This is a genomic window from Nostoc sp. FACHB-133, assembly GCF_014698055.1.
Lineage (GTDB): Bacteria > Cyanobacteriota > Cyanobacteriia > Cyanobacteriales > Nostocaceae > Nostoc.
In genome coordinates this window covers 47,323-65,757 of sequence record NZ_JACJSH010000009.1, presented here as the reverse complement: position 1 = coordinate 65,757, position 18,435 = coordinate 47,323, and the positions used below count along the sequence as shown (strand labels likewise).

The following is an 18,435-nucleotide window of genomic DNA, read 5'->3' as shown; positions in this document are numbered from 1 at the left end:
ATACGTCATTATACATATATCTCCAGAGGGTGCAATTGCACAGGTCAAAGTAGTGCGATCACCTATCGCTGTAGGCTGGGTTTCCTTTTGTCAACCCAGCATCACTTTTCTCTGGCAGTACAACCAGAAGCCAGATTGCACTTTAAGCTGCAACCGTGGATGCGATCGCGAGGCTAAAATGAGAGGGCGATCGCTTCCTTTCACCAGACCTCAGACGAGGAGATTCTCAAATGCCATTAGCTGAACTCATGTCACAAATCCAGGAACTTCCAAAAATTGACAAGCTTCGGCTAATGCAGTTCCTTGCCACAGAACTGGTCAAGGAAGAAGATGCAAACTTCTTTGTTGCGAACCGGGAGTATCCAGTCTGGTCGCCGTACAATTGTTCTGAGGCTGCCAATGTCTTGATGAATCTTCTGGCGACGAAGCCGCAAGAGAAGAATGGTTGACACTCAAAAATTTCCCTACAAAATCATTGATAGCAGCCTTGGCATGGTTGATCGAGTGCCATATCTACCCTTGACGCTCAGTCTTGATGGTCAATCTCTGAACACTGAAGGTTTATTAGAGACAGGTGTAAGCGTTAATATTTTGCTCTATGAGTTGGGTTTACAACTGGGCTTAATTTGGGAGGATGAAACTCTCTCAGTTCTATTGGTAGGGAACTTGGCTCGATTTGAAGCTCGTGCAGTCGTTGTTGATGCTCAAGTCAGTTCATTCCTCACCATTAATCTTGCATTTGCTTGGACACAAACACCCAATGTGCCTTTAATCTTGGGGCAAGCTAATTTCTTCTTTGAGTTTGATGTTTGTTTCTTCCGTGTGCGTTCTAAATTTGAAGTTCGTCCCAAACAAGTTGGATAAAATGAAGACAGGAGCGTTAGTTGGCAGCGATCGCTGAGGTACAGTCTAACAATCCCGTTGCACACCGACCGTACAGAGTCTCTTTGTTGAGTCCGAGAGGTTGCTTGCGGCGGGTGAACAGGGGCGTTATACGTCGTTATACATATAAGTCCATAACGCACCCTACCAGATTCAAGCCAATGTGGATGAGGTTTTCCGACTTGTGTGTACACAGTAAGTCTTTAGACCGGAGAGTGTCAACCCCACAATCTCCTACCTGCTTTGCCACTTAATCTTTCATGAGCATCTTCTAACAAAGCTGGAATATCTAACTTTTCTGGACACCGAGGTAAACAGTCTCCGCATTCTGTACAGCGATCGCCTTTCATTCCAGGGAACCAGTGACCAGCATTTTCAAACATTCCGTAACGATATTGTCCATAGTCTTTCATGTCGTATGCCACTGCGAGATTACGTAACCGCAATACCTCTGGAATATTGATATTTTCTGGACAGGGCAAACAAGCATAACATTGGCTACATTTATCAGTTCCCAAAGCAAATTTTTGGTGATTTTCTAACCTCTGGAAAGCAGAAATTTCTACTGATTTTAGCTCTCCATTATGGTCAGTAACTTGCAAAGGTTTCATTAATTCATCTGGGTTGGCTGGCCCTATACTTAAAGTATTAATACGGTTGTCAGCAAGTAAAAAACGATAGTTTAGTTCTAAGGGGGAATACGGCTGACACAAGTCTTTTAGGGTTTGGGGTGGCGTATACAGCTTTCCCCCTTTGTCAGCAGGGGAAATAATGAAAATGCCCATATCTTTTTCGGCAGCTAGTTGAATTGCTGGTGCGTGCCGTTGAAAAAAATAGTAATAATGCAGATTGACAAACTCAAAAAAATCTGTCCTTATAGCTGCCTGAATTAGTTCTAATGACCCGTGGCTGGAAAAACCCACGTGTCGCACTCGACCATCAGCAACAGCTTCCTCTACGGCTTGCATACAGCCATTTTTGGCTTGCACCCACTCCAAATGTTGCCAAGTGTTCAAGCCATGAACCCCTAAGCAATCTAAATAATCTAGCTGTAATCGTTCTAGGGATTCGTCGATGCACCGACGCATGGTGTCAGCATCTGCTGTGGCTGAGATTTTGGTAGTGATGTAAAGCTTCGTTCGGGGTACTGATAACCCAGCTTTTAATGCCCTACCAAGATACTCCTCGCTTTTGCCGTAACCTCTGGCGGTTTCTAGATGATTAATTCCTAGCGCTAAGGCTTGTTCGATAGTCTGTTGAGCATTTTCAAAAGAAGCCAGGTAGCGCATTGTTCCTAGAGAGAAAACCGAGAGGTGCAGATTCGTTTTCCCAAAGCGTCGGTATTGCATACATTGAGTCCTGAGTAGTGAGTGCTGAGTGCTGAGTGCTGGGTAGAAAGACGATTAATATTGTCAGTACAAGAATGAAAAAGTGAAAAAGAAAGAATAAAGAATTTATTTTTAAGATTCTCTATTCTTTCTCAGTACTCAGCACGGGCTAAACCATAGCTATCCGCTAACAGCACTCAGCACTTTCCTAGCTGTCGCCATTACCAAAGCGCTTGATCAAATCTTCAGGACGGAGATTGGAAATAAATTCACGGAAGGCTTGCTGTTCGGCTTCATCTGCATCGCGGTCAACAGGTATAGAAGCATCGGCAATCACTTCTTCCATTACCCAGATGGGGGTATTTGTACGGAGAGCAATGGCGATCGCATCGCTAGGACGTGCGTCAATTTCTTTTTTAACCTCGCCTTGCTGGACAATTAAAGCCGCATAAAATGTATCCTTTTGCAGGGAATGAATGATCACCTTTTCTAGAGTCATATTCCAAGTCTCTAAAAGATTCACAATCAGGTCGTGGGTTAAGGGTCTGGGAGGCTTTTGATTCTCCAGTGCGCCCATAATTGCCCTAGCCTGTTCCTGACCAATGTAAATTGGCAAAGCCCGCCGATCTGAAGAATCTTTCAAAAGGACGATCGGGCTGCGGGTTATGGCATCTAATGCTATGCCAGCGACTTTCATTTCAATCATTGCCTAAGCCTCTACAATGCTTTGAGAGCCTTGGATGCTGTGTAACAAATAGTACCCCTTTTTAGGCGGTTTGGTGACAGTAATAAACATAAGCATTCGTTCTCTATAATTGCTTCTATTAAACTCCGAACTTGTGGTGAAAACCAGAGTAAGTCAAATTGGTCTTCTTAGACAATAACCTTCTTACCCAAGTATGCCTTGTGAAGGATGCTAATGTGTTAATATTCCTATACGAAAAAAAGTCAGAAAATATACTTGGATGTTCGACATTTCTGTGACAATTACTAATTGATTTCAGGCAAATTTAGGCAATAAATAGAGTTAGTTTGACAAAAAAGCCGTGTTTACAGGATTAATCCAAGCATTAGGAACGATAGAACCCTTGGGGGGCGATTCTTGGCAAATTACTTGTGTAAGCCATTCTGGTGAAGTAATTATGCAAGATTTGGCTTATGGTGACAGTGTTGCAGTAGATGGCGTTTGCTTGACAGTGGAAAAAGTTTTAAAAGACGGGTTTATCGCCACAGCTTCACCGGAAACGCTACGCCGCACGACGTTGGGAGGTGAGCAAACACAACAGAGATATGTCAATTTAGAAGCGTCGCTAAAGGTGGGGAGCAAAGTTGGCGGTCATTTTGTGATGGGTCATGTAGATGGCATCGGTCGATTGCTAGTGGCAGAACAAACGGCTAGTTCTTGGGAAATGACCTTTATTGCTTCCGTTGCGATCGCACGATACATTGTCCCCAAAGGTAGCATAGCTGTCAACGGCATCAGTCTTACAGTAGCCGCTTATGACTCAGAACTCTCTCAGTTCAAGGTGGCGGTAATCCCCCTCACATACAGCGAGACAAATCTTCGCTATTTGGTTGCTGGGAGTTTGGTGAATTTAGAAGGGGATATTCTCGGCAAATACGTCGAAAAATTCCTTTACTCTGGCAACCCAAACACCACAACCCATGATGAAACAAGTCTAGATGGCATTACACCCGCATTCTTAGCAGAACACGGGTATTTGTAAGTGTGAATGGGGAATGGGGAATTGGGCATTGGGCACTGCGCATTGGGTATGGGGCATTGGAAAGAGGGGAAAGAGCTAATTTTTTATTCTTCCCCTGCCCCCCTGCTTCCCCTGCCTCCCCTGCCCCTCAGCTTCTTCTAGCTGCCTGGTTCTTGACTAACCTGAGCGGTTTGTAAGCCTCGTACTAACTGGCTGAGGGCACTTTGTAATTCCACGCCTGGGTCAGTAGCAACCCAACCGTTAGGTGTTAGGTGGCGGACTTCAAAGTGCAGGTGAGGGCCTGTGGATGCCCCGGTGCTGCCAACTCGGCCGATGAGAGTTCCAGGTTGTACCCATTGACCGGGTTGAACAAGGATTTCTGACATGTGACCGTAGAGAGTTTGTTCAGCCGATTTGTGATTCAGGATAACGGTTAAACCATATCCACCCATCCAGTTAGCTGTTTCGACTTGACCAGCTGCTGCTGCTAGAACTGGTGTTCCCGTAGGCGCACCTAAGTCTGTACCAGCATGGAAGCGTTGATTACCTGTAATTGGATGAACTCGCCAACCAAACAACGAGGTAATGGGAGCGGGTATAGACAAGGGATACATCATCCCCGTCCCATTATAGGCAACTGCCCCTGTGTAGGGAATTTGTGGCAATACCGATGCTAGTGAGAAGTCGTAAGCTACGTTACTTGGACGGGGTGCAATGTTGCCATCTGCCATTGGTGGCGGTAAAGTCCCACCACTGGGTGCGATAGGAGTTGCACTCACTCTTGTGGGGCTGAACTCGCTGGGACTCGGGATAAACCGATTCGGGCGATATGCGGTCTTGGTGTCACCACTATAACCATTTTGAGTAGCACGCCATCTGCTGTTGTTGCCAGTCGTTGCAACTTGCCGCGCGGTTGGAACTACTGGCAGTTGTGCGTTTTGACTTCTTCTTAGCCAATTAGGTGCTGCTTTACCATTAGAATCAGCTACATTCCTTTGGGGTACTTTGGCGCAAACGCCGCCTAATACGCTTTGTCCTGAAGGCAAAATGGCTCGGCAACCACTAGAGCGTTCTGTGAGAATTACAGAATTTGGTGCTTGATAAGTACCTGTAGCACCACTGTCATAACTATTAGGATCAATATAGGCGTTATTATAATCCTTGGTTTTACCTGGCGTTGCACTAACAGAACTGTTGGAGTTATTCGATGGTTGAGCAACTTCTGGGAGTTTTTCAGGTGCATAGCGGACAGGGGTATTGGGTTTTTCCTGTCTCACCCTTGCAGGAGTAACCTGGGAGGTTTCTACTTTAGGTTTTGACTGTCTGATAATAACAACAGGTTCAGCAGCTTCAATTTTGGGTGTAGATTGCCTAACTGGTTCTTTTGATTGAGCTACCTCTGGCTTGCGTAGTCTCTGTTTGAGCCTGGCTCGCCGTTGGGAAAATTCCGGTTGTGCTTGAACTGCTTCGGGCGCAACAGCCTGCTTTTTTACTAGATTTGGAACTACTGTTGGCTGGGAAGTTTCAACAGTGGGAACGATGTTATCTACTTGTGTTTCCGTTTGGGCAAACACAAAGCCGCCGCTAAGGAGGCTGACGCTACTCAGCCAACAGAGGCTCTGAGCTGGTAGTGTTGAGGCAAAACGTTTTTTTGTTAGACCTTGCTGCCATAAATGCAAACGATGATGGGCAGAATTATTGCGCTGCGTCATTTGTTCTCTCAGTTGTGTGTAATTAGCCTAAAGAGATGATGCTAGTGGTTTGTCTTGCCCAAAGAGCGAAATTTTGAACAAACCTCAAATTTAAACGGAAGATTTATGGTACCCCAAACTGATTGTACCGGGTTCAATATAAATTTCCGGTGTAATTAGTTCCTTTGTATTGTATGTTTCTAAATCAACTCGTAAATTTCCTTGAGGTGTCACCCCAACTACAGTACCAAAAAGATTATTGACATAAACCCGATCGCCCATATTTGTAAGCAAGTCTAGATAGCGAGACAAGAGTATGCTTACTCCTTCTTGTTGAAGGCACTCCATACCGGATTCTATTCCCAGTAAGACTGTAGAGGTGAGTATTTCCAGACAAGAGATTGGTCTGAAATCTTGGGAAGCTTGCCACGATTCCAGATTAATTCCAGTTTCGGGTACTGGATTTGTCCAGTTAATACCAACACCAATTACTGCTTGGGTGATTTGTCCTTTGTTTACTTTGGTTTCTGTCAAAATGCCGCCTAGTTTGCGACTATTTAAAACTAAATCATTGGGCCATTTTATCCCAACATCTATACCACATTGGCGCAATTGAGACGCAATTCCCCAAGCAGTAGCGAAAGTTAGCTGGTAGCTGTCAGTAGCTTCTATTTTGTGGTCGAAAGAAATCGCCACGGAAACATATAATCCCCCAACTGGAGAAATCCACTCGCGTCCCCATTGTCCTCGCCCAGCAGATTGCTGAGTTGCGATGACTACTGTTCCTGAAATAGCCCCTTGGTGGAGTAAGTTCCAGAGGGTTTGGTTTGTTGAGGAGACGCTTTCAAAAAAGTGGAGGGAAAATGGTAAATATGTATGCTTACGCCCTGCTTTCAAGGCTGATTCCAAGTTTTGCAGATTAAATCCCACAGCAGTTAACCCAAATTCCGTTGTTCAAGTTAGCATTGATTGGCTGATGAGTGATTTTTGTTTAGGTTTGGTTGAAGATGCACACTTGGCACTGGCGCAATTGGGAAGGACTGCCTTATCTAACTTGTAGTATTCTGGAACATTGGCATCACGGCTTCTTTACCCAGCAGTTTTGGCCGCGATCGCCACAAGTTATCACAGAAGTATTGCAACCAGAGGCATCAGTCTATCGCTTAAAGCAGGTTCATGGCAATACTGTTCTCACCCCCCAAGAAGTTGAAAGCTTCTTAAGCTCTGCTGAGGATGATTTAGCATCGGCAGATGGTTTAATGAGCGAACAGCCTCTCCAAGCCGTTTGGGTAGCTAGTGCAGATTGTACACCCGTGTTGATTGGGGATGTGAAAACTGGACGGGTGGCAGCATTACACGCGGGTTGGCGAGGGACTGCCAAGAAAATTGTGCCCCTAGCGATCGCTAGATTACAATCTCAAGGCAGCAAACTTGATAATTTACGCATTGCACTGGGCCCTGCGATCTCTGGTGAGGTTTACCAAGTCTCTATCGAAGTGGCTGCTGAAATCGGGGCTACCATTATACCAGATGAAGACGAAGAAAAAATAGTAAGTGCATTACATGAGTTAACAAATTCACCTTTACTAGAAGACCCCGATCCAGGAAAAGTAAGGCTGGATGTGCGGCGAGTGAATACCTTACAACTGGAAAATATGGGAATTAGTGCAGAACAAATTGCGATCGCACCTTATTGTACTTTCCAAACTCCAGAGCATTTCTTTTCTTATCGCCGAGAGAAAGAGAAAAAAGTTCAATGGTCAGGGATTGTCAGTGGTAAAGATTTTAAGGCAATACACTTCAGATAAGACCAAAATACTTGTAGAGACGGCGATTTATCGCGTCTCAAAACCCACGATTTTGTACAACTAGCGCTTTGCAACGTATTGGATTTTAAGGTTCAAATTTTAAAATCTGCTTTTGACCAAATACGGTTCAGTTAATGCTAAAACCTTTTGTCAAAGTTATTTTTTAACGAACCGCATACCCCTTCGGGGAAGCAAGCTACGCGCAGCGTCTCGTTAGAGAAGGACGCGAAGGACACGAAGGAAGAGAAAAAACAGAAGGAAGAAATGCTTAACTGAACTGTATTGGTTTTTGACCTTTTTTAATTTTTAATTAAAAATTAAGGAGGATAATAATTTTTAATTAATTTGGATTACAAGCTCCCACTGATAGCGACGGCGGCAAGCGAGTTCACGATAGCGAAGCGTTAGCGACGCAGGAGCGTCGCGTCTTACAATTTTTAATTAATAATTTTTAATTTTTAATTGGAGCGAAGCGACTTGACGCAGTGAACTAATTGCTAAGACTAAAATACTCAGGGTGATTCCTAGAATTGCATAACTCGGTAGCGCGAAGATAGTTACTTTCAGAAAGTAGGGTAATTTCCCTGCTTTCACGTTCCAGCGATTTGCTAGAGAACCGATGAGCCAGCCATGAATAACTGCTGTTTGCACTGCTAGAAAGCAAACCCCTACTAACCAAACAGACATTCTTCTCATAGAGAATTTACAATACCTGATTTGATATAGCAAATCATTGAGCAAAAAAACAACCGCAGGTATTAACATCACAGTACTAGTTTGCTGTGAATAGTTAATGGCAATACTCAAGCAAGAAACTAGTACCATTTCGGCTAAGTATATTTCTTTTGACCAGGCTGTAATAGATTGTTGTAGATACCAATACCAACCTACGAAACCAACAAGTATCAGAACAATAAAGTCTGACAATAACTTGGCAAATAATGGATTATTGGGTAATAATCTTGGGCCCACTACCATCAAATCTAGGCGGCTAATTGAAAGATAGGGGCTATTTGATGGATCGTTAAGCCAAAGTGCAAATCCACGAGCCGTATCTGGTAGGTATTGTGTTAAAGAATTTCCTGTTAATGTTAGACCTAAAAATACTAGAAAACTTCCTGTGAGAACAGATACAAAAACTAGAGAGAAGCGTCTTTTAAGGAGAAAATATAGAATAAATAATGCAGCTAATGTTGGTTTACAAACAGCAATACCCAAGCACAGTCCGGCTGGAATATCCTGATATTTTCTAGCCAAGATAAACATCCATAAGATGAGAACCGCAACGAAAATGGCAAGATTACCAACTTGAAGATCGCGAACTAAACCATAAATTAAAGCAGCTGAGATTGTGCAAATAGTTCTGAAAGCTGGCGACTTCGATTCTAGCAGGATGTTCGCTCCCCATAAGGCCAAGCCGATTGCTAATATATGCATCACAATCCAGATTGTAAATGCAGTATTGATCGGAAAATAACCGAGAAACCAGATAAGAGGAATAATATTAGGTGGATAGACAAATGGTGGAATAAATCCACACGTTTTAGTTAGGCTACAGAAACTTTGGTTAAAAATCTCGACATTAAAAGGACTCAAATGCTGATGAGCCAATTTACTCGCCACATAAAACCACTTAAAATCCCATAAAGGTGGATTTGGCTGATTTAGTAAATAAACTAGCCAACCTGTATAACAGAGAAATCTTGTTACTACTAATACAATAAGTGCTTGGATAATAAAGTTAACAATTGGTTGACGAAAAAATTCCATCAATCGTTGGATTGCAGAAGATTTTAAGAATAAAGAATTTTCCCAGACTACCTTCTCATCATCGTCTAGTCGCCAATTATTTTTGAGAACCAATGCCACTACAATTACTATAATTAGGTTCCAAAAACCAAAGTTTATCATCAGCAATGATCTCAAGAATTATTTCTGTATATACTAGATAACATAAGTGATATATTTTGTCATAAATGATGCTTGAGTATTTTTTATAATCAATTTATAAAAGTTTGAAAATTACCCATCTAGAATCTCCGCTATTTATGGCTAGAGAGTATCAAATAAAAACTTGGCTCAATACCTCACGGTGGATTAATGCCCTATCTACTAAAGATTGTATTTGCTCTGCTGATAAAGGATCGCCATTAGCATAATGCTCCATCCAAGTTAGACTAATCAAATTAGGATCATCGGGTAAATTCGCCAAATCCCACCCAGGCATTTCTAAGTCTTCCATAAGACGATTTACCTTGGGATCATAACTAAGAGCAAAGCAACGACAACCTTCAGCAGCAGCCATAATTAAGCTGTGTAGTCGCATCCCAATTGCCATTTCAACACCGCGAAACACACCTTTCAAGAGTTGTGGATCTTCCAGACATAAAATCTGGCTAACATCTTTAAGGTGGGGTTGAATAGCTTCGGCAATACTTAAATCTTCACTTTTTTGAAATGGCAGTAGTAAGATGAAAGCCTGCGTAGCTTTTTGAAAGTCAACCAAAGCACGGGTTAAATTTGCCAGACGTGTTTCGGTAAGCTGGGGATGCGATCGCAACGTTACCGCAACTCTCGGCGCAGGTAAATCCCAAAGTCCCGGTACGGGTTTCGATTCAAACGCCCAAACCGGGTCAGGAGCTATAATACAAGGAATTTGCCAATCAGATAATAAAGCAGCGCTGGCGCGATCGCGGACACTAACTTTGGTACAATTACCAAAGGTTTGCCGCGCTAACCAACGAGTTTGCGGACGCACCAACGGGCCAATACCCTGCGCCCAAGCAATAGTTTTCAAACCCATTTTCTGCGCCAATGCCATCATTCCCCCATAATAAAAGGGGCTGATAGTGCTGGTAACATCTTGAATAATACTCCCGCCGCCCCAAATCAAGGCATCACTTGAGCGTAAAGCTTGCAGCACAGCTAAGGGAGCCATGCGATCGAAAGTTTCTACATTGTAGCGATCGCGCGTTTCCTCTGGATTTCCCGAAAGTACCACAGGGGTTACGTGAGATGGTAACATTTGCAAGAGCGTTGCTAACAAAGCCTCGTCACCACCATTACCTTTACCGTAATACCCAGACAATAACGCCCGCATCTTGACCATTTTGGATTTTAGATTTTGGATTTTAGATTAACAACTTTTTTTAAAACTTTGATGCCATCCTGCCAACAAAAGATGAATTTTATTGTAGGAAAATAGTGACATAGAAAAACAAAAAGATTAATACTATTGATTCTTAACTCCATTACAGACGCTAAATCCCGCGTCTTTAATTACTAACTCATAACTCCTAACTTTCTTATGCACACCCTATCGATTCCCACCTGGATTATTCATATTTCTAGCGTTATAGAGTGGATTGTTGCCATTTGGTTAATCTGGACTTACGGCGAACTCACTAATAACCGCAATTGGTGGGGATTATCCCTTGCTATGTTACCAGCTTTAGTTAGTGCTATGTGTGCTTGTACCTGGCATTATTTTGACAACGCCGAATCTTTGGAATGGCTGGTAACACTTCAAGCTACCATGACCTTAGTTGGTAATTTTACGCTTTGGGCAGCAGCGTTTTTGGTCTGGCGTTCTACCAAATCTTCTAACACTGTTGAACCAGAACCTATCAAATTAGAGCAATGATTTCTAAAGAAACCCTGTTTGCACTTTCACTGTTTCCCTATTTGGGTTTCTTGTGGTTTATCAGCCGGAGTCCACAAATGCCGCGTTTAGCGCTGTATGGATTTTACGGTACTCTCGTTTTTGTGGCTATCACCATCCCAGCCGGAATTTACGCCCAATTACATTATGGCGAGTCTTTGGCCAATGTGGATTGGTTGCACGGTGGTGCAGAATTATTTTTGACTCTTTCTAACATCTTGCTTGTGCTAGGTTTTGGGCAAGCTGTCAGGCAATTACAAATCAAAAATCAAAAATAGAAACCCCAGCGATAGCTAGGGTTTTGATTGCATTGAGTTATGAGGGAGAAATAAATGGATGTAATTCCAGCGATTGATTTACTAGAAGGTCGATGTGTGCGACTGTATCAGGGAGACTACGATCGCTCGCAAGTGTTTAGCGAAAATCCCGTTGATGTTGCCAAACAATGGGTTGATCAGGGTGCTAATAGACTGCACATAGTTGATTTAGATGGTGCCAAAGCAGGTAAAGTAGTAAACCTGAGGGCAATTGAAGCGATCGCTCATGCGGTGTCAGTGCCCATTGAAATTGGTGGAGGATTGCGCGATCGCACCAGCGTACAACAGTTATTCAATCTAGGCGTACAGTGGGCAATTCTCGGAACCATCGCCGTAGAACAACCCCAGCTAGTGCAAGAACTGTGTGCAGAATTTCCTGAACAGATTATTATTGGCATTGATGCCCGTGATGGTCGAGTAGCAACTCGCGGTTGGTTAGAAACCTCAGAAGTTTTAGCAACCCAACTGGCTGTACAAATGCAAGAATTGGGTGCAGCCGCCATCATTTACACAGATATTCATCGAGATGGTACTCTCATCGGCCCAAATTTAGACGCTTTGCGAGAACTTGCGGCGGTAATTTCCATCCCGATAATTGCTTCTGGTGGTGTAAGTTCTCTCACCGATTTGTTGAGTTTGTTGGCGTTAGAACCTCAAGGCGTGACAGGCGTAATTGTCGGACGTGCTTTGTATACTGGGGATATTTTACTCAAAGAAGCATTACGAGCGATCGGCCCTGGGCGGATTCAGGATATCCCACCCAATCTAGGTTTTTCTAGTTTTGCTTGATTATGTAGAGCGATCGGCTTTTAGCTAAGATAGGAATTAATAAGTTTCTGATAAGCATTTTTCACTTTCCTTGTGGTCTGGGTAAAGGGTAAGGGGTAAGGATTTATTCAAAACCTTTTCCCTTTCCCCTTTACCCGAACCGTATTGAGATAAGACTTACGCAAACAATAGTCAAAACCCTTATTTCCATGTAGGGGCAATTAGATATGCCCCCACCACGTGTAATTTTGCGTAAGTCTTAGATCAGTTTGTAATCGTTATCGTCTCATCCTACCTGTACCTACCTTCACCTTCTGAGATCCTTCGACGATTTGGTAAAGTTTTTCTTCAAGTTTTTGCATACATGCCGACCAATCAAATTCAAGTATGGACGGGCGAGCGTGCCGAGTCATATCTGCCTTCAAATCGGGATTTTCTAGAATCGTAATCACCTTTTGAGCGAAGTCTGTGGGGTTGTTGGGTTGGGCAAGAAAGCCATTACGACCAGGAAAGACCTGTTCTGAAGTTGAGGGTGCAAAAACGGCAACTAAAGGGGTTCCAGATGCTAGGGCTTCGTTATTTGTAGTGCAGAAGTTTTCAGTGACAGAGGGGTTGACAAAAACATCAGCTCTCGCAAACCACCCTAAAAGTTCTGTACCGTGGGATTCGCCCCATATAGTAATACCCGATCCAAATTTTTCGGCACGCTGACGAATCTCTTCATCCATCGGGCCACTACCAACAATCACCAGATGAACATCAGGAATTTTGGCAGCTATGACTGGAAAGATATCAAGTAGTTGGTTGACATTCTTTTCCGGGGTGATGCGTCCGACAAACAAAAGAGTTGGTCGGTTATCGTTAGGAATGGGATTGTAACAAATATTACGCGGATGAAATTTCTCGCAATCGATGCCTTGATAAGGGACATATTCAGCGCGTTGGCATTTCAATTCTTCGTATTTAGTGAGTTGTTCTTTAGAAGAAAAGTAATTGAAGTCATAAGACTCACTAAATTGCTTCACTAAAACGGGAACGATCGGACGAACAAAGTTAAAGAATTTATCTCCAAAATAATATTTGATATACGCAACGATATCAGTATGGAAAAGTGAAATTATTGGTGTGCCTGTTCGTTTTGCGTATTCAACACCAATTGGACGACCATAACCTTGCAAGAAAAATGAGTATAAACCTCTCATTTGTGCGGCTTCTTCAACCAAGATAATATCAGGCTTAAATTTCTCCAGCAACTTGGTATCACTCCAATGCCGATAATTTAGCGGTTGAGGAAGAGACTTATAGAATAAAAGGGGTTCGGTGGGAAATGCGTAAGCAGAGAAATTGGGAAAAGACTCAATTTCATTCAAACCTGGCATGGGGCGATCGCCAACATTTTTGGGGTAGCGATCGCTGATTTGCGGATGAACTAGAAAAACCTCATGTCCTTGCTCTAGCAACCAACGAACTCGTTGGTGAACTGCGACGGAAACACCAGTCAAGAAAGGAGCGTACAATCCTGTAAATAGTGCAATACGAAGTTTTTGCTTAGTCATAATAAAGGGGAATATTTCACGAAAATGCTGGTTTTCAATTTAGGATTTACGCAGCTTATGTTTCATGAACATTCTGATTTTCTAGCTCAGAAATTCCCACTAATACGGTTAGACTAAGGATTTACGCATTTTCAAATAGCCGAAACTCTCGATTATGAAGTGGATGTTTATAGTGCTTCTCGTTTGTGTCTAATAGACTCTGACCTCTTTCCATTCCTCTCTCCTACAAGGAGAGAGGCTTTGAGGCTTACTCCCCTTCTCTATAAGGAAGGGGTTGGGGGTTAGGTCTGTGTTAGACTCAACTGAAACCTCTATATAAACCTAGATTGATAACTATCAAAACATCCAAATTGCTAAGTCAAAATTCCCCTTAATATATTTGTCTAAACCCTTGTCATTTATGCAAATACCTTTTTGATAAGTAACAAGAAAAATCATGTATTCTGACAAGGGTTATAGCTAATATAATTCTACTAAATATAAGATAATATAATTTGAAGACTAGGGAATGTTTAGTGTAATAACTTTCATGCCCTAGTTCATATTTAGCGATTTAATTCAAAGAGATACCTTGCCATCAATGGGCTGATCTAACCATTGATAAGGGCGATATTCCACTAGCCGGACATTCCAAGGCCCTTGAACCCGATAGGAGACACCGCGCCAAGTGACTGTTGAGATCCAAATGGATGATAGCATCGCTAGTCCATAAACCCACTGTGTTAGCGGAATCCCAATCAACATTTTGATGATTGTAGCAGCTGATAATTTTGCGATCGCCTGGTCATTAGAGCGAACCACTCGCTGTATCTCTAATTCCAACACGAGCATTATCAAGAGTAATCCGACAGTATAAACACTATAGCAGCCTAACAAGAGAGCCGCAGCTTCCCATTTTCCCTGTAAGAAGGACTCTAAAACTAAGATGATCAGTGCAGTAGGAAACAAAATGCTAGAAACAGCTTCACTGACTAAAGCTAACCAACGCGGGTGATACAGTCGAGAATAAAGTATCAGGCGCTTAAGATAGTCGATTAAGTTGGATAAATCAGTCTCTTCACGATTGACAATTAGCAGCGAGGGTACAAACTTTACTTGGAACCCATGTTTTTTGAGGATGTCGTGCATCATAAAATCCTCGCCTAAAGCTTGTCCCCACTTATCTAGCAGTTCTGTTTGGCGAAGTACTTCTGTTTTCACAGCCAAACTCCCACCCCAAGGAATCTGGAAGATAAACATTTGCACAACTGTGGATACATTGCCGATGTACCGCACTAAAGATCCCCAATACCTACCTGTAGGTACGTACCACCGATTACCTGTTGTCGCCCCTATTTTGGCATCACCTAAAGGACTGACTAATTCTCGCAGCCAATTCACATGGACTATGGTATCAGCATCTATTAAGGCAACCACCTTGTAGGAATCATCCAACTCACGGACAGCTTGGACTAAGGAACTACATTTGAGACTACAATTGTTGCGTACTATTCTCAAAGGGCTAATTTGAACGTTGGTCGCTTCTTGCTCTGTGATGCTTTCACTGGCAATTTTCCAAGCGGGGTCTTCGTGACTATCAACGATCAATTTTAAATCATAATGTGGATAGTTTTGGTTCAGGAGCGATCGCAAACATCTAGGCAAAAACGGATCGGCTCCGCGTAAGCAAAGAATCACTGCTGTTTTAGGTAACTGATCATCTGGTAATAAGTTTTTTTTAGATGAGCGCAGATACCATATAAACACAAGCGTTAAACACACCTGAATAACCAGCCAACCCATCAAAGACTTAGACAGAAATATTGCCAAATCTTCCATTAAATTTTTAGTCTCCGGTAGGATTAGGGGTTGGGGATTAGGGGTTGGGGATTGGGGATTGGGAATTGGGATTGGGAATTGAAAATCAAAAGTATCTCCTAAAGAAGGAGTCCCCAGTACCCAGTACCCAGTCCCCACTCGCCTTTATGAATCCAGCGAATATTTCATGATAATGTTGACTGTTGTATTTTTATTTACGACAAAACTGGCATCACGAAACTTTGGTGTACCTGTTTGTATAGACACAGTTGGATTTTTGGAAATTCCAAAACCTTCTGTGGGAATACCAAAAAAGTCTTTATTGAGTTTGCGATCGCCATTTTGATCATCAACAACGGCGACAGCATAAGTTCCAGGCTTCAAACCTGAGAAATCTTTTTTAACAGAATTGCCAGTAATCTTAGCGCAGCCACTTTGAGATCCCTTAGAATTACTCATTGGAAATCCTTGTTCAGTTGCATAAACTCGGAAGCAAATCTCACCTTTTTTGTGTTGTATGCCATTCACTACAACACTTAATGTTGTAGTTGGTTCTGCATTCACTGTTTTAGCAAAGCTGATGCTCATTAAAGTAGCAAGTAAAACATGAGATAAATGAGATAGTTTCAGCATAATTTTGTAGTGAAAAATAGGTGATTTTGTGGCTGAATAAAAGCTGTACTTACCAGCTTTTATTTTTAAGCTGGTTTGTGAAATGAATGACTTGATCTTTTTTGATTGATGCTGTTTGCCAACTTTTCCAAAGTACTTGTAGCACTCTTAGTAAATCTTTCAGCAAAAGATATTCTGCCCCTTTTAACTGCTGATGTAGGCTTCTATAACAACAAAGCTGCTCATTAAAACTTAGGGGACTACGCCATATAGAGAGTAGATACTCCCAGATTATTCTCCAATGTGGCAATAAAATTTGTCCTTTCTTTGCTGAATCAAACCACACTGCATAAGCATAGAAATCAGGTAGCATACTCAATGAGGTTTTTTTAGTGTTGTTAGCAAACAACAAATAATTAGGGAAATACATACTCATTGATTGTTGCGGATGGCTTCTGGCAAAAAATAGGTATTCAGGGATTTCATAAAACCTGCCAAGAATACCAAGTCTTAACAAAAGAATTCCATCTGCATTACCGTAACCACCCATAGGCGGTATCATTTTCAGGGCACTAGTGCGAATTACTCCGTAACATTGATAACATAAATGCTTGGTTAGCAATTCATGAAAACGCTCGTGTGGTTTTAGGGCATCTGCCTTGAGTTTGATATCGTAGTTTTGGAGGAAATTTCCCTGTTCATCAATGAAATATGTTTGGGAATGACACAAGATTATGCTAGGGTCTTGGTCAAGGATCTCAACACACTTCTTGATAAAATCTGGAGCATGTAGATCATCATAAGCTGCCCATTTAAAGTACTCACCCGAAGACAATTTAAAGACGTGATTGAAGTTACGAGCGCAACCGATATTCTTGTCATTGCGGTAGTAACAGATACGTTGGTCTTTGTCGGCATAAGCTCTACAGATTTCCTCAGTTTTATCTGTAGATGCATTATCTGAAATAATTAGCTCAAAATCTTCAAAAGTCTGAGCCAAGAGTGAATCTATGGCTTCTTTGATAAATTTTTCGCCATTGTATACAGGTAATCCGATGCTCAATCGTGGCTGATTGCTACTCATAACAAGTATTCGGAAAATCTGTGGATTATTTTATGCTCAATTGCAGATAATTGTTAGGCAGATGCAACGTAGGCATTGAGAATTCAGAAGCCAGAAGTCAGAATCCAGAATAATTTGATACTTTAAGCTGAATCAAATCAATCAACCGTGCTATTGCCTATTGATTTTATAATCATCCTGAATTATGACTCCTGAATTATTAAAATTTGTTGACTATTTAATCAAGCTTTGAATATCTGTTTTTTGCAGCCATTCATGTGTTCGCTGCATTCCTTCTTCTAGGTCAATTGTTGGTTTATAATTTAACAGGCTTTGTGCTTTGACAATAGAACAAGCATAAGGACGAGTCATAAAATCTATAGACTCTGGTAGGATATCAACTTTTTTTCGAAAAAGTTTTTGTCCTTGAACGCGTAGCTTTAGAAACAACTTGATTTCATCTTTCGGTAATGAAAGGGGTGCTGATAAACCTTCCATTGCTGCTAAACGCATAAAATACTCTTTCCACGAAGTTTCTTGTCCGTCGGTGATATTAAATATTTCACCGTAGGTTTCTTTTTCTATCGCTAGAAAGATGCCATCAATCAGATTATCTATGTATACATGATTAATCACTCCTTTGCCATCGTTAGCACAGGCAAATAATTTTTGACGCATCATCAGAACCGGTCTGACTATCCAGGGAATACTTCCTGGGCCGTAAACATCTCCGGCTCGAATAACGATGATGCCAAAATCTGGAGGATTATTAAGTTCTAAAACTGCTGTTTCGGCTTCTATTTTAGTTTCACAGTAAGGATTATTTTCGCCAGAAAGTGGCCCGGATTCTGTAACACCATTAGGATAGTTGAAACCGTAAACCATTACACTGGAAAGATGCACAAATGTTTTGACACCAGCCTGTTTAGCGGCTTTAGCAATGTTGACAGTACCACCAACATTAACATCACGGAAATTCTTAATTGCGCCAGCTTCTTCGGCAAGTTGATCTGTATGTAAAACGATATCTACCCCCTGACAAGCCTTTTGAGCAATAGTAGAATCTGTGATACTACCAATAATTATCTCAACACCTAAATTCTGTAATTGTTTGTTTTGTTCTGTAGAACTTGTAATTCCACGAACCTTCATTCCTTGTGCGATGGCTAACTCGGCTGTACGCAAACCGACAAATTCATCAATCCCGGTAATTAGCAGGGTTTTGTCTTTGAGGTTCATAAAATCG

19 protein-coding genes are annotated in these 18,435 nt (G+C 42.0%); 8 read left to right on the top strand and 11 right to left on the bottom strand.

Annotated elements, in window-relative coordinates:
- The first annotated feature begins 52 nt into the window (after positions 1–52).
- The 3 genes from H6G86_RS09930 to H6G86_RS09920 are packed head-to-tail and all read left to right on the top strand — an operon-like array spanning position 53 to position 864.
- Positions 53–244 carry a hypothetical protein gene (locus tag H6G86_RS09930; RefSeq protein ID WP_190934180.1) on the top strand — a complete coding sequence of 64 codons (192 nt, stop codon included), beginning with the start codon at positions 53–55 and terminating at the stop codon, positions 242–244.
- The gene (locus tag H6G86_RS09925) at positions 231–449 is read left to right on the top strand and encodes a hypothetical protein (protein WP_190934179.1); all 219 of its coding nucleotides are present in this window, start codon (positions 231–233) and stop codon (positions 447–449) included. The genes H6G86_RS09930 and H6G86_RS09925 overlap by 14 nt, the downstream gene beginning before the upstream one ends.
- Positions 442–864 (top strand): hypothetical protein, encoded by a 423-nt coding sequence (locus tag H6G86_RS09920; protein ID WP_190934178.1) that lies wholly within the window; start codon positions 442–444, stop codon positions 862–864. The genes H6G86_RS09925 and H6G86_RS09920 overlap by 8 nt, the downstream gene beginning before the upstream one ends.
- Positions 865–1,100: 236 nt before the next feature.
- Here the strand turns inward: H6G86_RS09920 and H6G86_RS09915 are convergent, their stop codons facing one another.
- Complete coding sequence (locus tag H6G86_RS09915; RefSeq protein ID WP_190934177.1) at positions 1,101–2,231, bottom strand: aldo/keto reductase; 1,131 nt, start codon at positions 2,229–2,231, stop codon at positions 1,101–1,103.
- Positions 2,232–2,418: 187 nt separating this feature from the next.
- Positions 2,419–2,916, bottom strand: a complete 498-nt coding sequence (locus H6G86_RS09910; RefSeq protein ID WP_012406891.1) for a bifunctional nuclease family protein — start codon at positions 2,914–2,916, stop codon at positions 2,419–2,421.
- 340 nt (positions 2,917–3,256) lie between these two features.
- Between H6G86_RS09910 and H6G86_RS09905 the strand changes: the two genes are divergently transcribed.
- A complete protein-coding gene (locus H6G86_RS09905) occupies positions 3,257–3,937 on the top strand; it encodes a riboflavin synthase (RefSeq protein ID WP_190934176.1) in 681 nt (226 codons plus the stop codon).
- A gap of 137 nt (positions 3,938–4,074) precedes the next feature.
- On the opposite strand, the gene H6G86_RS09900 is transcribed toward H6G86_RS09905, so the two are convergent.
- Together H6G86_RS09900 and H6G86_RS09895 are read right to left on the bottom strand one after the other, a co-directional pair.
- Complete coding sequence (locus H6G86_RS09900; RefSeq protein WP_190934175.1) at positions 4,075–5,628, bottom strand: M23 family metallopeptidase; 1,554 nt, start codon at positions 5,626–5,628, stop codon at positions 4,075–4,077.
- 90 nt (positions 5,629–5,718) lie between these two features.
- Positions 5,719–6,537 carry a biotin--[acetyl-CoA-carboxylase] ligase gene (locus H6G86_RS09895; RefSeq protein WP_179071194.1) on the bottom strand — a complete coding sequence of 273 codons (819 nt, stop codon included), beginning with the start codon at positions 6,535–6,537 and terminating at the stop codon, positions 5,719–5,721.
- Between the two features lie 77 nt (positions 6,538–6,614).
- Between H6G86_RS09895 and pgeF the strand changes: the two genes are divergently transcribed.
- Positions 6,615–7,415, top strand: coding sequence for a peptidoglycan editing factor PgeF (gene pgeF, locus H6G86_RS09890; protein ID WP_190934174.1), 801 nt, complete (start codon positions 6,615–6,617; stop codon positions 7,413–7,415).
- Between the two features lie 441 nt (positions 7,416–7,856).
- Here pgeF and H6G86_RS09885 read toward each other — a convergent pair whose 3' ends face one another.
- Positions 7,857–9,326 carry a glycosyltransferase family 87 protein gene (locus H6G86_RS09885; protein ID WP_190934173.1) on the bottom strand — a complete coding sequence of 490 codons (1,470 nt, stop codon included), beginning with the start codon at positions 9,324–9,326 and terminating at the stop codon, positions 7,857–7,859.
- A gap of 151 nt (positions 9,327–9,477) precedes the next feature.
- A complete protein-coding gene (csaB, locus tag H6G86_RS09880) occupies positions 9,478–10,515 on the bottom strand; it encodes a polysaccharide pyruvyl transferase CsaB (RefSeq protein ID WP_190934271.1) in 1,038 nt (345 codons plus the stop codon).
- Between the two features lie 207 nt (positions 10,516–10,722).
- Between csaB and H6G86_RS09875 the strand changes: the two genes are divergently transcribed.
- Genes H6G86_RS09875 through hisA form a run of 3 tightly spaced genes read left to right on the top strand, consistent with a single transcriptional unit; the run spans position 10,723 to position 12,182 of the window.
- Positions 10,723–11,058: a DUF2499 domain-containing protein gene (locus tag H6G86_RS09875; protein WP_190934172.1), complete on the top strand. Its 336-nt coding sequence runs from the start codon at positions 10,723–10,725 to the stop codon at positions 11,056–11,058.
- Entirely contained in the window at positions 11,055–11,354 is a 300-nt protein-coding gene (locus tag H6G86_RS09870; RefSeq protein ID WP_174709542.1) for a DUF3593 domain-containing protein, read from the top strand. Before H6G86_RS09875 ends, H6G86_RS09870 begins: the two co-directional genes overlap by 4 nt.
- 54 nt (positions 11,355–11,408) lie before the next feature.
- Complete coding sequence (hisA, locus tag H6G86_RS09865) at positions 11,409–12,182, top strand: 1-(5-phosphoribosyl)-5-[(5-phosphoribosylamino)methylideneamino]imidazole-4-carboxamide isomerase (protein ID WP_190934171.1); 774 nt, start codon at positions 11,409–11,411, stop codon at positions 12,180–12,182.
- A 257-nt stretch (positions 12,183–12,439) separates the two neighbouring features.
- Here hisA and H6G86_RS09860 read toward each other — a convergent pair whose 3' ends face one another.
- The 5 genes from H6G86_RS09860 to H6G86_RS09840 all read right to left on the bottom strand — a co-directional run bounded on the left by H6G86_RS09860 (position 12,440) and on the right by H6G86_RS09840 (position 18,428).
- The gene (locus H6G86_RS09860; RefSeq protein WP_190934170.1) at positions 12,440–13,717 is read right to left on the bottom strand and encodes a glycosyltransferase; all 1,278 of its coding nucleotides are present in this window, start codon (positions 13,715–13,717) and stop codon (positions 12,440–12,442) included.
- A 558-nt stretch (positions 13,718–14,275) separates the two neighbouring features.
- The gene (locus H6G86_RS09855) at positions 14,276–15,535 is read right to left on the bottom strand and encodes a glycosyltransferase family 2 protein (protein ID WP_190934270.1); all 1,260 of its coding nucleotides are present in this window, start codon (positions 15,533–15,535) and stop codon (positions 14,276–14,278) included.
- 144 nt (positions 15,536–15,679) lie between these two features.
- Entirely contained in the window at positions 15,680–16,147 is a 468-nt protein-coding gene (locus H6G86_RS09850; protein ID WP_190934169.1) for a DUF2141 domain-containing protein, read from the bottom strand.
- A 49-nt stretch (positions 16,148–16,196) separates the two neighbouring features.
- Positions 16,197–17,210, bottom strand: coding sequence for a glycosyltransferase family 2 protein (locus tag H6G86_RS09845; protein ID WP_190934168.1), 1,014 nt, complete (start codon positions 17,208–17,210; stop codon positions 16,197–16,199).
- Positions 17,211–17,423: 213 nt separating this feature from the next.
- A complete protein-coding gene (locus H6G86_RS09840) occupies positions 17,424–18,428 on the bottom strand; it encodes an NAD-dependent epimerase/dehydratase family protein (protein ID WP_190934167.1) in 1,005 nt (334 codons plus the stop codon).
- Between the last annotated feature and the right edge of the window lie 7 nt (positions 18,429–18,435).